The sequence below is a fragment of the Pantoea sp. RIT413 genome (genome assembly GCF_003057675.2).
In the GTDB taxonomy this organism is placed as follows: Bacteria; Pseudomonadota; Gammaproteobacteria; order Enterobacterales; family Enterobacteriaceae; genus Pantoea; species Pantoea eucrina.
This window is the reverse complement of record NZ_QBJB02000013.1, coordinates 61,977-76,587: the sequence shown is the minus strand read 5'-3', so window position 1 is coordinate 76,587 and position 14,611 is coordinate 61,977. Positions and strand designations below refer to the sequence as shown.

General features: G+C 56.2%; 12 protein-coding genes. 7 read left to right on the top strand and 5 right to left on the bottom strand.

Annotated features, from left to right (window positions below; genetic code table 11):
- Positions 1 to 195 precede the first annotated feature (195 nt).
- Entirely contained in the window at positions 196 to 1,041 is an 846-nt protein-coding gene (locus DBY66_RS14780) for a MurR/RpiR family transcriptional regulator (protein WP_039380996.1), read from the top strand.
- A gap of 57 nt (positions 1,042 to 1,098) precedes the next feature.
- Here the strand turns inward: DBY66_RS14780 and iolB are convergent, their stop codons facing one another.
- The 3 genes from iolB to DBY66_RS14765 all read right to left on the bottom strand — a co-directional run bounded on the left by iolB (position 1,099) and on the right by DBY66_RS14765 (position 5,057).
- Entirely contained in the window at positions 1,099 to 1,917 is an 819-nt protein-coding gene (iolB, locus tag DBY66_RS14775; RefSeq protein ID WP_108570177.1) for a 5-deoxy-glucuronate isomerase, read from the bottom strand.
- 20 nt (positions 1,918 to 1,937) lie between these two features.
- The gene (locus tag DBY66_RS14770) at positions 1,938 to 3,443 is read right to left on the bottom strand and encodes a CoA-acylating methylmalonate-semialdehyde dehydrogenase (protein ID WP_104086009.1); all 1,506 of its coding nucleotides are present in this window, start codon (positions 3,441 to 3,443) and stop codon (positions 1,938 to 1,940) included.
- 405 nt (positions 3,444 to 3,848) lie between these two features.
- Positions 3,849 to 5,057, bottom strand: coding sequence for an MFS transporter (locus DBY66_RS14765; RefSeq protein WP_108570176.1), 1,209 nt, complete (start codon positions 5,055 to 5,057; stop codon positions 3,849 to 3,851).
- Positions 5,058 to 5,261: 204 nt separating this feature from the next.
- Here DBY66_RS14765 and DBY66_RS14760 point away from each other — a divergent pair, with 204 nt between their 5' ends.
- The 5 genes from DBY66_RS14760 to DBY66_RS14740 all read left to right on the top strand — a co-directional run bounded on the left by DBY66_RS14760 (position 5,262) and on the right by DBY66_RS14740 (position 11,809).
- Positions 5,262 to 6,329 (top strand): AI-2E family transporter, encoded by a 1,068-nt coding sequence (locus tag DBY66_RS14760; protein WP_104086007.1) that lies wholly within the window; start codon positions 5,262 to 5,264, stop codon positions 6,327 to 6,329.
- Between the two features lie 251 nt (positions 6,330 to 6,580).
- Positions 6,581 to 8,170, top strand: a complete 1,590-nt coding sequence (locus DBY66_RS14755; RefSeq protein ID WP_104086030.1) for an EAL domain-containing protein — start codon at positions 6,581 to 6,583, stop codon at positions 8,168 to 8,170.
- 312 nt (positions 8,171 to 8,482) lie between these two features.
- A complete protein-coding gene (proP, locus tag DBY66_RS14750) occupies positions 8,483 to 9,988 on the top strand; it encodes a glycine betaine/L-proline transporter ProP (protein WP_104086006.1) in 1,506 nt (501 codons plus the stop codon).
- A 135-nt stretch (positions 9,989 to 10,123) separates the two neighbouring features.
- Positions 10,124 to 11,101, top strand: coding sequence for a porphobilinogen synthase (gene hemB, locus DBY66_RS14745; RefSeq protein WP_108570175.1), 978 nt, complete (start codon positions 10,124 to 10,126; stop codon positions 11,099 to 11,101).
- Between the two features lie 273 nt (positions 11,102 to 11,374).
- Positions 11,375 to 11,809: a helix-turn-helix domain-containing protein gene (locus tag DBY66_RS14740; RefSeq protein WP_052246457.1), complete on the top strand. Its 435-nt coding sequence runs from the start codon at positions 11,375 to 11,377 to the stop codon at positions 11,807 to 11,809.
- Between the two features lie 48 nt (positions 11,810 to 11,857).
- On the opposite strand, the gene DBY66_RS14735 is transcribed toward DBY66_RS14740, so the two are convergent.
- Positions 11,858 to 12,205: a hypothetical protein gene (locus DBY66_RS14735; RefSeq protein WP_108570174.1), complete on the bottom strand. Its 348-nt coding sequence runs from the start codon at positions 12,203 to 12,205 to the stop codon at positions 11,858 to 11,860.
- Positions 12,206 to 12,474: 269 nt separating this feature from the next.
- Between DBY66_RS14735 and DBY66_RS14730 the strand changes: the two genes are divergently transcribed.
- On the top strand, positions 12,475 to 13,419 hold the full coding sequence (locus tag DBY66_RS14730) for a capsular polysaccharide synthesis protein (RefSeq protein WP_108570173.1): 945 nt from the start codon (positions 12,475 to 12,477) through the stop codon (positions 13,417 to 13,419).
- A 3-nt stretch (positions 13,420 to 13,422) separates the two neighbouring features.
- On the opposite strand, the gene DBY66_RS14725 is transcribed toward DBY66_RS14730, so the two are convergent.
- Complete coding sequence (locus DBY66_RS14725; RefSeq protein ID WP_071669272.1) at positions 13,423 to 14,607, bottom strand: NAD(P)/FAD-dependent oxidoreductase; 1,185 nt, start codon at positions 14,605 to 14,607, stop codon at positions 13,423 to 13,425.
- Between the last annotated feature and the right edge of the window lie 4 nt (positions 14,608 to 14,611).

Below are 14,611 nucleotides of genomic sequence, written 5' to 3'. Positions count from 1 at the left end.
CTTTCCCGTGCCTCTCTCTTTCCGGCCTCCGATAACTTCACCGCAAACCGTACTGCCGCCACGCGGTTTTGTGAGGTATTGCATAATCCAATGAAATAGATGCGCTGCTGATGACAATTGAATGAAATTTTCCATCCATCTGGTACTATAGCGCTCATTATCCAGCCATTTTTCTTTTGTTAACGGGCCGAAGCAATGACCAATAATCCAACCCAGCTCACTCTGCTACAGGACGATATCCGTCGTCGCTACGAGACGCTGAGCAAGCGTCTGAAGCAGGTGGCTCGTTATATTCTCGATAACAGCAACAGCATCGCTTTTGATACCGTCGCCTCTATCGCTCAGCAGGCTGATGTACCGCCCTCCACGCTGATCCGTTTTGCCAACGCTTTTGGCTTCAGCGGCTTCAATGAAATGAAACAGGTGTTTCGTCAGCATCTGATGGAAGAGACCGTTAATTATACCGAGCGCGCGCGCCTGTTTCGCCAGACGGCCACCGATGACAGCGCCAGCTCGCCGGAAAGCCCGATGGAGATCCTCAACGTCTTCACCATGGTTAACAGTCAGGCGCTGCAGCAGCTGGCGATGCAGATAAACCCTGAACAGCTCAACAAAGCGGTACAGATGCTGAATGAGGCGGAGAATATCTACATTATTGGCCTGCGCCGCTCCTTCAGTGTGGCTTCTTATCTGGTGTATGCGCTGCGTCACCTTGAGCGCCGCGCGTTCCTGATTGACGGTCTCGGCGGCATGTTTGCCGAGCAGCTGAGCATGGTGAATCCCAAAGATGTGGTGATCGCTATCAGCTACTCGCCCTACGCCCGCGAAGCCGTTGAGCTGGTCGAGCTGGGCGCCCGACGCGGCGCGCATCAGATCGCTATCACCGACAGTCAGGTCAGCCCGCTGGCCGCCTTCAGCGACGTCTGTTTTGTGGTTCGTGAAGCGCAGGTCGATGGATTCCGTTCTCAGGTTGCTTCACTCTGCCTGGCGCAGACGCTGGCCGTGTCGCTGGCGCTGACTAACAGCAGCGAGCCGGAATAACTGCACCCATAAAAAAGGGCAGCGCACTGGCTGCCCTTTTACCCTCCATACCGCGACTCAGCGGCTGCGTGGATAGCTATCGCTGTTTACCCAGGCGTGATCTTTCTCCCAGGTAAATTTCCACTGCCGTACCGGTCCCGCCATCACGTTGAGATAGTAGTTGTCATAGCCCGCCAGCGTGGCGACCGGGTGGTAACCGCGTGGCACCATGACCACATCGCGATTGCCGGGCGCCATACAAACATCCAGCGAGCGATCGTCGGTATAGACCCGCTGCATAGCAAAACCGGGTTCCGGATCAAAGCGATGGTAATAGGTCTCCTCCAGATAGGTCTCATCCGGGCTCGCTTTATCATCATGCTTATGGCTTGGCCAGGAGCTGGTCGCTCCTTCACCGGTATAAACCTCCACCACCAGCAGGCTGTCCGCCGCTTTGTTATCCGGCAGAATATTATGCACCAGACGCTGGTTACGTCCTTTGCCGCGATGCTCAATGCCCACGTCTTCCGGCGGGATGAGCCGGGCCGGCAGGTCGCCATGTCCCGGCGCGCTGCATACGGCCAGCTCAAGATCGGTTTCTGCGGTGATCTCCGCCTGATCGTGGTGCGGCACATAGACTGACCACGGGGGAGTCCGCTCAAACGGCGACATGCGCTTGCCAATACCGGCAAAGGCAGCGTGACGGGTTTTAACCGACGCCCGCCCGGCGACCAGCACCAGGCAGAGCTCTTTCTCACCGCTCTGCAGCGTCAGCGTCTCGCCCTGCTTTAGCAGGTAAGCCGCAAAGCCAACATATTCCCAGCCTGCGCTCTGCGGCGTGACGTGCTGAATACGACCGCTGCTGTCAGGCTGCTGTGCTTTTGAAATCAGGGACATGCTTTCCTCCTGTGACCGCCTCAACCCAGCGTAGGCATACTGAATTCCGATACGGTCTGCTGGCCGCTGGGCCAGCGTACGGTGGCAGTTTTCATCCGCGTATAGAAACGTACGCCATCCGGGCCGTGCACATTCAGCGCACCAAACACGGAACGTTTCCAGCCGCCAAAGCTGTGGAACGCCATAGGAACCGGCACCGGAACGTTTACGCCCACCATGCCCGCCTCGACGTTCTGAATAAACTCGCGCGCGGTGTGGCCATTGCTGGTAAAGATGGCGCTGCCGTTACCAAACTCATGGCTGTTAACCAGCTGCAGCGCGCTGCTGAAGTCGCTGGCGCGCATAATGCTCAGCACCGGGCCAAAGATCTCCTCACGCCAGATCACCATATCGGAGGTGACATTATCGAACAGCGTGCCGCCTACATAGTAGCCCTCTTCATGGCCCGCGACCCGGATAGTGCGGCCATCGACCACCAGCTTCGCTCCCTCCTGCTCACCTTTATCGATGTAGCCGAGCACTTTTTTCTGATGAGCGGCAGAGACCACCGGACCCATCTCATTCTCTTCCGCGCCCTGCTGCATGCCTGGCCCCACGCGCAGCGCTTTGATCAGCGGCGTCAGGCGGGCGATCAGTTTGTCCGCAGTATCATCGCCGACGGCAACCACTACCGGCAGCGCCATGCAGCGCTCGCCCGCTGAGCCAAACGCACCACCCATGATAGCATTGACGGTGGCATCCAGATCGGCATCCGGCATAACGATAGCGTGGTTTTTCGCCGCGCCAAACGCCTGTACGCGTTTGCCGTGCGCGCTGGCCGTTTTATAGATGTGCTCCGCAACGCCGGACGAGCCGACAAAGCTGACGGCCGCGATGCGCGGATCTTTATACAGCTGTTCTGCATCATCATTAGATGAGTGCACAACGTTAAATACGCCATCCGGCAGGCCCGCTTCTTTCAGCAGCTCCGCCATACGCACCGATGCGGACGGATCCAGAGCCGGTGGTTTGAGAATAAAGGTATTTCCGCACGCCAGTGCGATCGGGAACATCCAGAGCGGCACCATCGCCGGGAAGTTAAATGGCGTAATGCCTGCCACCACGCCCACCGGTTGCATCAATGAGTAGCTGTCAACGCCGGTGCCTACGCCCGGCGAGTTTTCGCCTTTCAGCAGGTGCGGAATGCCGCAGGCAAACTCAATCACCTCAATACCGCGCGTCAGCTCACCGAGCGCATCTGACCAGACCTTGCCATGTTCTGAGACGATCAGGGCTGCCAGCTCATCACGGTGCTTTTCCATCAGCGCTTTGAAATTAAACATGACGCGCGCACGACGCAGCGGCGCGGTTTTCGACCATTCCGGAAAGGCAGCGTGCGCTACCGCAATCGCCTGCTCTACTTCTGCAGCGGTGCTTTGCGTCAGCTCACGCACCACTTTGCCGGTTGCCGGATCGTAAACCGGAATGGTTTCATTACTGGCGCTGTGCGTGATGCTGCCACCGATAAAGTTTCCAATAATAGTCATGTCGATGCCTCATTGATGTAAAGGGCCCTGCAGGCAGCAAAGGGTTAGCGTCAGGCTACCCGGGCAGGTGAGATGAAAAGCGTGCTATGAAGCTATTACAATGAAATAAATTTTTCAAATAATCTTTTTTGGAAGATTTTCTTTTAGCGGGCTGGATCGCATTTTTTCTGGCTGACGGGGCGCTGATCACTCTCATCAGCCAACGTTTTGGTTACTGCAGATAATGTTAACGGCGCATTTTTGCGAAGCGGATCTACTGTTTTACATTTCATTATTTACTTATTTTGAAACAAATGTTCTCCTGCTTTCCATCAGTATCTCTGCCTGCACGAGGTGCTCAGCGATCCTTATCTGTGTCCCTCAGGGATACTTTTGCCGTTGCTGGCCCCGGTCGGGGCCTTTTTTTTATGGCGTCTCCGCGCTGTCCGGCTGGCGGGATTTCAGCATATAGAGCGTGCAGCCCAGCGCGACGCAGACCAGCAGCGCCGTCAGCAGATAGACCTGCGACACGCCGGCATAGCTCATGATCAGGCCAGCAAGGGGTCCCGTAATGCCCAGCGCCAGATCCATAAAAGCGGTATAGGTTGCCAGCGCACTGCCCTGATTCTGCTGCGGCACCGCTTTGACCGCGACGACGCCGATAGCCGGAAATACCAGAGAAAAGCCGGCGCCGGTCAGAAAAGCCCCCAGCTTCGCCATCCACGGATCGGCCGCACCTGCGACCAGAAACAGGCCCGCTGCCTCAATGGCAAAGCAGACGCTGGCGACGCGCAGCCCGCCCCATTTGTTAATCGCATCCGGAAACAGCAGGCGCATGCCCACGAACGCACTGCTGAACAGCGTCAGGGCAAACGCCGCCCCTTCCCAGCCACGTTCGCGGTAGAACAGGGTAATAAAGGTCGCAATCACGCCAAATCCGGCCGACCCCATCGCCAGCAGCACGCCATAGCCATATATTTTTCCCAGGACCGCACGGAACGGCAGCGGGCGCGCTTTACTGCCTTTAACCGCCGCACGCGGCAGCGCCAGCACCATCGCCAGCAGGCTGATGGCCACAATTACCCCTGAGAGCTGCAGCAGCCCGCCGCTGCGAAACAGCGCAACGCCCAGCGGCGCACCCAGCGCCATGGCGCCGTAGGTGACAATGCCGTTCCAGGAGATAACGCGCCCGATATGCAGAGAACCCGCTTTCGCCACGCCCCACAGCGACGTCCCGGTGCCGCAAAAGCTCTGACCGACGCCGAGAATAATGCGCCCCAGGCAGAGCAGCGTCAGGCTGAGTAGCGCCTGCTGCTGTGTCAGGGCGGAGAAGAGCATACAGAGTCCGCTCAGCAGGCTGCCTGCCAGCCCCAGCACCACCACGCGCTTGGGTCCCCAGCTATCGGCAAAGCGTCCGGCATAGGGCCGGCTGAGCAGCGTAGCGATATACTGCAGGCTGATCACCACCCCGGCCCAGAACGCGCTATACCCCAGATTGTCATGGACGAACCCCGGCAGCACCGCCAGCGGCAGCCCGATAGTCAGATAGGTGGCGAAATTAAACTTCACAATAGAGAGAATCTGCAGATTCAGCCGGAGACGGCTCTGTTCCGCAGCAGCAGGCAGGTCAGGCATAGATAAACGCGCTCACGACAGGCATTTGATAACAAAAAATTAACTATACGCCTTTTCAGAGGGTATGCATCTGCTGAACGCCCTGGATCGCGCTCCTGTTTCTGGCGCTGTGCCCTGGCGTCTGCCCTGCCTGCACGTGTATAAACAATCTCTTACCCGCCTTCAGCTACACTTGGATCAGAAAAATTCCCCGCAGGAGCAGCAATGAACGAAAAGCCACAGGAGAGAATTGGCCAGAACATTCTGGTCAAGCTGGCGATGTTAGTCATTATTCTGGCAGGCATCCGCGCCGCGTCAGACATACTCGTCCCCTTTCTGCTCGCCAGTTTTCTGGCCATCGTGCTGAACCCGCTGGTCAGCACGCTGATGCGTCGCGGGCTACGCCGCGGCGTCGCTATCTCACTGGTGATTACCGTGATCTTTATTATGATGCTGCTGCTGGTCGCCGTGCTGGCAAGCTCAGTCGGTGAATTCAGCGATACCTATCCGCAGATCCGCACCATGCTGGAGCAGAAGCTGATGGTCATCCAGCATCTGGCGGCGGGTTTTCATATTAATATTTCAACCGAAACGCTGGCGCAGCACTTTGACCCGAATCTGATCATGAACATGGCAACCACGGTACTGGCGCAGTTTTCCGGCGCGATGACCAATATTGTGCTGCTGATCCTGACGGTGGTGTTTATGCTGTTTGAAGTGCACCACCTGCCTTATAAAATGCGCAACGCCCTGACAAACCCGCAGATCCGTATTGCGGGCCTGCATAAAGCGCTAAAAGGCGTCACCCACTATCTGGCTCTGAAAACGCTGGTAAGCCTGATAACCGGATTTTCTGTATGGCTGGTTCTGCTGCTGCTGGACGTGAAGTTTGCGCTCTTCTGGGGCGTGGTGGCGTTTATACTCAATTTTATCCCTAATATCGGCCCGATTATCGCCGGTATCCCGCCGTTTATTCAGGCGCTGGTGCTGAATGATATTTACGATGCGATGCTGGTCGCGTTTTTGTTCAGCGCAATCCATATGGTATTTGGCAATATGCTGGAACCGCGTCTTATGGGCCGCGGGCTGGGCCTCTCTACGCTGGTGGTTTTTCTGTCGCTGATTTTCTGGGGCTGGCTGCTGGGGCCGGTCGGCATGCTGCTGTCGGTGCCGCTGACCAGCGTCACAAAAATTCTGATGGAAACCACGCCGGGCGGCAGCCGGCTGGCGATCATGCTTGGCACCGGCAGGCCGCGCCTGAAGCGACGCGAGCCGCAGCGGCAGATCAAATAGCATCCGGCCTCGTCACCGTTTTGCTTTTAGCGATTAATACCTCTTTATCGCTGCTTTTAACCGCAAAACCACGATTTATCCGCTGGATAAACGCAAATTGAGCGGGAAAAAGCGGGCGATAAGCGCAACGGGCAGCGATCGTTAACGCCAGCGGGTGGCATCGCAGACGATTCACAGCCCTGCAGAGCGTAAAGAAGATGCTATGCTGCTGGCGCGGCTGATGAATGCCTAACCCCACCGAGGAGAGTCTGGTGCCTCTGCGTAAAAAACGTCGTGATTTTGGCTGGCTCTATATTGTCTGCGCCGGACTGCTGCCGCTGGTGCTGGGCATCGTCTGTACGGCGATTGAAGCGCGCCATATGGTCAGGCAGCAGCAGGTGGCAACAGCTAATATTCTGCTGGCTCAGGCGGAGAAAATGAGCGACAACGCCTGGGGTATGATCGCCGAACTGCAGCAATACCAGCATCAGACCTGCAGCGATATCGAAAAGCATCTGCAGCGCATCGGCACGCTTAACGCCTACTTTCGTTCGGTGGGGATGCTGCAGGGCGATAACATCACCTGCTCCTCCGCTTACGGCGTTAATCACGGCGCGCTTGAATCGATGATAATGCGTCCGCTGCCGGTGACGGATAAAGCCGTCTGGAGCCTCTCACTGCCCGGCACCTCGGGCGTACCGCATCGTCCGGCGGTGATTTTCGTGCGTCAGCTACCGGACAGCAGCGGCTTCTGGGCCGTTATTGATGGCCAGTATCTGATGGACTTTATGCATGCCATGGGAGAGTCCCGCGGCTATCAGATGAGCCTGCAGTTCAGCGAAGGCGCAATTATCGCCAGCGGCAACTCTAAAACGCCAGCTGAACACTATATGCAGAGCACTCTGTTTCAGAGTGAATCGCCGCGTTACCCTATTCGCGTCAGCGTAACCGTGCCGCCGGCAGAGCTGATCGCCGCCTGGCGACAGGCGCTGTTTATCTTCCTGCCGATGGCCTCAATCTTCTCAATCATGCTGATGATACTGACGGCAAACTGGCTGCGCCGGCGTATCTCCTGGGCCGATGAAATCCGCCGCGCCATGCGTAATCGTCAGTTCTCGGTTCACTATCAGCCGGTGTACAGCAACACCCTGGCGCGCTGCTCAGGCGCAGAAGCGCTGCTGCGCTGGCAGCTCCCCGATGGGGAGATGGTACGACCCGATATTTTTATTACGCATGCGGAGTCAGAGGGGATGATTGTCGATCTCACCCGCCATCTGCTGGAACTGATGAGTGAAGATATCGCCCGCTGGCCGGTGATGCCAGGTTTTCACCTCGGGTTTAATCTGGCGGCAGATCATCTGCAACATGCAGAATTTACTGAGGATATCATGCAATTTGCGCACGCTATCCGCGACAAGCAGATGCTGCTCACGCTTGAACTTACCGAGCGCAGCCTGATTCAGGATGGCGAAGCGGTGGCGCGCAAGCTGCGCTTTCTGCAGGCGCAGGGCATGAAAGTCGCCATCGACGATTTCGGCACCGGCCACTGCTCCCTCTCCTATTTGATGACCTTCCCGCTCGACTACCTGAAGATCGATCGCGGCTTTATCAACGCTATTGAGGGGCTGGAGATCGAAACGCCGGTGCTGGATGCGATTATCACTCTCTGCCATAAGCTGAAGCTGGAGGTGCTGGGCGAAGGGGTGGAAACCGCGCTGCAGCTCGCCTATCTGCAGCAGCGTCAGGTCACGTTTATTCAGGGCTATTATTATGCCCGTCCTGTCGCCAGTCAGACCTTTCTGCGCTGGCTGGAAGAGCATGGCAGCCAGCCGCTGAGCGGTATTGTCTCTGCATCGCACTGACCTCATCACAGCCCGCATGACATGCGGGTTATGTCAAAAAAGTAAAATATTTTTACCCCTCTGACACCGCTTTACGACCATATAATTAGCTAAAAAGTAACCACTTACTGGCTAAAACATGACAAATATCACATAAAAACGGTATACTCTGTCGCGGTTCGCAATAATTACCCGGGTAATAATTGCTATGGCTGGCCAGGGAAAAACCCGTTTTCACGGCTATGCTTTAATTTTCTCAACGCCGCGGACTGAGTTGATAGCAGACAGCCGGCGGCGTTGAGGATTTTTCGAATTCCAATACAGGGTAACATCATGAAATTACGTAGGAAGCGTGTAAAACCTATCGGGCTGGATGACGTCACCATTATCGATGACGCCCGCTTACGCAAGGCTATTACTGCGGCATCGCTGGGTAATGCGATGGAGTGGTTCGACTTTGGTGTCTATGGCTTTGTTGCCTATGCGCTGGGTAAAGTCTTTTTCCCGGATGCATCTCCAGGCGTACAGATGATCGCGGCGCTGGGTACCTTTTCGGTTCCGTTCCTGATCCGTCCGCTGGGTGGTCTGTTCTTCGGCATGCTGGGCGATAAGTATGGCCGCCAGAAAATTCTCTCTATCACCATTGTTATTATGTCGGTCAGTACCTTCTGTATCGGCCTGATCCCCTCTTACGCCTCTATCGGCATCTGGGCACCGATTCTGCTGCTGCTGGCCAAAATGGCCCAGGGCTTCTCGGTCGGCGGTGAGTATACCGGCGCATCGATTTTTGTCGCAGAGTACTCCCCGGACCGTAAACGCGGCTTTATGGGCAGCTGGCTCGACTTTGGTTCTATTGCCGGCTTTGTGCTGGGTGCAGGCGTTGTGGTGCTGCTCTCGACCATCGTCGGGGAAGATAACTTCCTTGAGTGGGGCTGGCGCGTGCCGTTCTTCCTGGCGCTGCCGCTGGGCCTGATTGGCCTCTATCTGCGCCATGCGCTGGAAGAGACCCCGGCTTTCCAGCAGCACGTTGATGGTCTGGAGCAGGGCGACCGTGACGGCCTGCGCGATGGCCCGAAAGTGTCGTTTAAAGAGATCGCCACCAAACACTGGAAAAGCCTGCTGGCCTGTATCGGTCTGGTGCTTGCCACCAACGTGACCTACTACATGCTGCTGACTTACATGCCGAGCTACCTGTCGCACAACCTGCACTACTCAGAAGATCATGGGGTGCTGATTATCATCGCCATCATGATGGGTATGCTGTTTGTACAGCCGATCATGGGCATGCTGAGCGACCGCTTCGGCCGTCGTCCGTTTGTTATCCTCGGCAGTATTGCGCTGTTCTTCTGTGCGATCCCGGCGTTTACGCTGATTAACAGTAACGTGCTGGGCCTGATTTTTGCCGGCCTGCTGCTGCTGGCGGTGATCCTCAACGCCTTTACCGGCGTGATGGCCTCGTCGCTGCCCGCGATGTTCCCGACGCATATTCGCTACAGCGCGCTGGCCAGCGCATTCAACATCTCGATTCTGGTTGCCGGTCTGACGCCGACCGTGACCGCCTGGGCAGTAGAAGCCAGCAATAACCTCTATATGCCTGCCTACTATCTGATGGTGGTTGCTGTCGTGGGTCTGATCACCGGTCTCTATATGAAAGAGACGGCGAACAAACCGCTGCGTGGCGCCACGCCTGCGGCATCTGACCTGGATGAAGCCCGTGAGATCCTGCAGGAGCATCACGACAACATCGAACAGAAGATTGAAGATATTGATGCCGAGATCGCACGCCTTGAGGCTAAACGCCGCAACCTGGTCGATCAGCATCCGGTTATTAAAGAGTAATATTCACCAGTCCCGCCGCCCGGCGGGACTTTTTTATCTCCCGTCTCCGCCTCTCAGCAGCACACATTCTTCATTACCCGACGTGAAAAAGAGTAAACTGTAGTCACTATTTTCATCCAAAAAAGTTGTGTGAACATGTCTGAATTTAATCTGATCCAGCGCCCGAGAAGGCTGCGTAAAAGCGCCTCTATGCGCGCAATGTTCCAGGAATCCGGCCTTAGCATCAACGATCTGGCGCTGCCGATCTTTGTTGAAGAAGAGGTGGATGACTATGTGCCGATCAACGCTATGCCAGGCGTGATGCGAATTCCGGAAAAACGTCTCGCGTATGAAATTGAGCGTATTGCCAAAGCGGGTATCCGCTCGGTAATGACCTTCGGTATTTCGCATCATACCGACGCCACCGGCAGCGATGCATGGCAGGAGAATGGCCTGGTCGCGCGTATGGCGCGTATCTGTAAAGATACCGTGCCGGAGATGATCGTGATGTCCGACACCTGCTTCTGTGAATACACCAGCCACGGCCACTGCGGTGTGCTGTGCGATCACGGCGTGGATAATGACCAGACGCTGATCAATCTGGGCAGGCAGGCGGTAGTAGCCGCGCAGGCGGGTGCTGACTTCATTGCCCCTTCAGCGGCAATGGATGGTCAGGTTAAGGCGATTCGTCAGGCGCTGGATGGGTCGGGCTTTACGGATACGGCGATTATGTCCTACTCCACTAAGTTTGCCTCTTCGTTCTACGGCCCGTTCCGTGAGGCCGCTGGCACGGCGCTGAAAGGCGATCGCAAGACCTATCAGATGAACCCGATGAACCGGCGTGAAGCGATCCGCGAATCCCTGCTGGATGAAGCCGAAGGGGCGGATTCGCTGATGGTTAAACCTGCCGGCGCCTATCTCGACATTCTGCGTGATATTCGCGAACGCACCACGCTGCCGCTGGCTGCCTACCAGGTGAGCGGTGAATATGCGATGATCAAGTTCGCCGCGCAGGCGGGTGCAATTGACGAGCGTAATGTCGTACTGGAAAGCCTGGGCGCCATTAAGCGTGCCGGTGCCGACCTGATATTCAGCTACTTTGCGCTGGATCTCGCCGAGCAGAAAGTGCTCTGATAAGCACTCTTCAGCCTGGCGGTCGCTATCGCCGGGCTGCTGATTTACACAATAATCGTGAGCACGTGAACCGCTTTTTCTGATCGAAATTTAAATAAATAACGCTGCTTTTATTCTGTTATTTCCAGAAATAACGGTAAAGTATTTATATAAAAACAAGACCATTCTTGATATGAGAATATATTAATCAAAAGCAGAAAAATAATTTAGCATGCCGCTATTTTATGCCGTTTAATTAACCTTCATAATAACGAGTGAAGGGAAAACATCGGCATGAAGCAGAAATATAATCAGCAAGTTATCGCCATAATAAAAGAGTGGATCACCGATAATCTGGAGCAGCGCCTGAGCATCGACGATATTGCACAGAAATCAGGATATTCGAAATGGTATCTGCAGAAATTATTTGCCCGCTATTATAGTGAAACGCTGGCGCGTTATATTCGCCGGAAAAAACTGACCCACTGTATTGCGGATCTTAAATACAGCGACACGCCGATTATTCGCCTGGCGCTGAAATACCATTTTGAAAGCCAGCAGTCGCTGACCCGTTCGTTTAAGCAGACGCTGGGTTGCACGCCGCTGCAGTGCCGCAGGCGCAGGTTGAGTCACGAAGCGGAAGCGCATATCCGCAACAGTGACGACCCCTGTGCGATTTGCCGGCGTATGGAGGGTAAACCGGGCTCTCCGGATGAAGACCCGCTGTGATCGGCCGGCAACACGCTTCGCGCCGGCCGCAGAGAAGCGCAATCGCTTTTATGCCACTGGCTTACCCGGCAGCATCACGGCTGACATGATCTGCCGGCAGCGCAGCGCCTCCTGACGCGCCTGCTGCTGCTGCGGCAAGGCCAGATGCTGCCACACCTGCTGCAGATGGGTTGCCAGGCCAGGCTGGAAGCGGATTTTCTGCAGCGCGTAATCGGAGTTACCGCCTTCAATAATCTGTTGCATCGCCTGCGGGCTGTTATCGCGCCCGTCGTGGGTCAGCGTACAGAATACAGCAATATAATAAGCTTTATCTTCATCATCATAATGTGGCATCAGCCACCATACGGTTGCGCTCAGCAAAATCAGCACCGGCAGCAGAAATTTCATTTTTAACATAGTGTCACAGGATCGGCGGAGTAAAAAACCTGGCGATAATAGCAGATTAGCGGCCCGGCTACCCGCCCGCGTGAGCCATCCGCGCCGGTTTCTGCGGATTCTCTTAAAGTTGTTGTTTTACGGTTTATTGATTGAGCAACTTCCCGCCCTTTGTTAATTTTAAAACTTCATTTCGCGCCGCTCAGGGTGCATTCAGGACGTTGCCACAGGGCCAGTTTTTTTGCCTGCATAAAAACTGCGATAGCTGACGGCCTGCGACAGGAAAAAGCATGAACAAAAATAACGTTAAAACGCATCTGGTCTCGCTGGGTCTGCGGGCAGAGAAGATGCTGACGCGGCGTAAACAGCTGGCAAGCTATAATCCGCGCGATGAGCAGGATATCGATATGTGCAGCCAGCCCGCCACCGGCACGCCGATCCCGCAGCAGATCTGGATGTACTGGGAGAGCGAAACGCTGCCCGCTGAAGTGCAGATTTTTGTGGATAAAATCGTCCGGGAAAACCCGGGTTACCAGATGACGGTGATTAACAATCGCAATCTCGCCCACTATCTGCCGGACCTGCAGTTTACGCATCCCGATATGCGTCCGTCGCACAAAAGCGATGTTATCCGCCTGGAGCTGCTTTACCGCTATGGCGGCATCTGGATGGATGCCACCATTATCCTCAACCGTACGCTGGATACGCTGCTGGCCGTTAACGCCGATGCGCGTTACGACCTGATTGCGTTTTATCGTGCCGGTTCAACGCACGATATGGCTTATCCGGTGATTGAGTCGTGGTTTCTTGCGGCTCCGGCGAACAATGCCTTTATTGGCCGCTGGCTGCACTATTTCCGCCCGATTGTGACGCTGGGGGCGGAGGCTTTCTTCCGGCAGCTGCTGGCGCAGCCTGACTATGACACCCTGGTGCAGGGGATTACGCCACCCGACTATCTGGTAGTCTATCTGGCGCAGCAGCAGGCGCTGCGCGAAAGCAATCATTACAATCTTTATCTGCGCAAGTGCGAAGCCAGCGCGCTGCTTTATCAAAGCCTGAGCGAGTGGCGTCCGGTCCGGCTGAGCCGCATGCTGATGGTCGATCGTCTGCCTGAGGTGCTGCCGCCGTTAACCAAACTCACCGGCTTCGATCGCAAATATCTCGCCACCAACCTGAAATATGGCGTGGTCAACCGCGACAGCCTGCTGGGACAGCTGCTGCTGAGCCGCCGGTAATGCTCAGAGCGCCTGGGCGCAGGCCCAGGCGGAACTCCACGCCCACTGGAAATTGTAGCCCCCCAGCCAGCCGGTCACGTCCGCAACTTCACCAATGAAATAGAGGCCCGGCACATCGCGCGCCTCCATGGTTTTTGAAGAGAGCTGGGTGGTATCGACGCCTCCCAGCGTGACCTCTGCGGTGCGATAACCTTCGGTGCCGTTTGGCTGTACCCGCCACTGGTGCAGTAACTGCGCCAGTTCAGCCTGCTGTTTGCTGTTGAGCTGCTTCAGGGTGACATCCGGAATCGAATTCATCGCCTGCAGAACCTCCACCAGCCGCTTCGGCAGGATCTTCGCCAGGCTGTTTTTCAGGCTGAGATTGGGATGTGCGCTGCGCTGCTCATCAAGGTAGTCGTTCAGCGCCAGCGCCGGCAGCAGGTTGACGCTGATAAACTCGCCTGGCTGCCAGTAGCTGGAGATCTGCAGCACTGCCGGACCAGAGAGACCGCGATGGGTAAACAGCATCGCCTCCTTAAACAGCGTGCCATCCTGCGCTTCGATGGTGGCCGGCAGCGCAACGCCCGACAGGGTGCTGAGCTGCTCCAGCAGCGGCTTATGCAGCGTAAACGGCACCAGTCCGGCGCGGGTCGGATAGACGCGCAGACCAAACTGCTCCGCCACTTTGTAACCAAACGGCGACGCGCCCAGTCCCGGCATCGACAGCCCGCCGCTGGCGATCACCAGCTTCTCTGCCCATACCTCTGCGCCATTAAGCTGCAGCCGGTATCCCCCGTTGTCACGCTCCGTGCTCAGCACTTCGCTGCGCAGCCGCAGCGTCACCGCACCCGCTTCACACTCTTTCAGCAGCATATCGACAATCTGCTGCGCGGAGTCATCACAGAACAGCTGACCCAGCGTTTTTTCATGCCAGGCGATGCCGTACCGGCTGACCAGATCGATAAAATCCCACTGGGTGTAACGCGCCAGTGCAGATTTGCAGAAGTGCGGATTGTGCGACAGGTAGGCCGCCGGCTCGGTATACAGATTGGTAAAGTTGCAGCGGCCGCCGCCTGACATCAGAATCTTACGGCCCGCTTTTTTGCCGTTATCCAGCAGCAGTACGCGGCGCCCGCGCTGTCCCGCCTGCGCTGCACAGAACATCCCGGCAGCACCTGCCCCTATTACGATAACGTCAAACTTTTCCACTGCG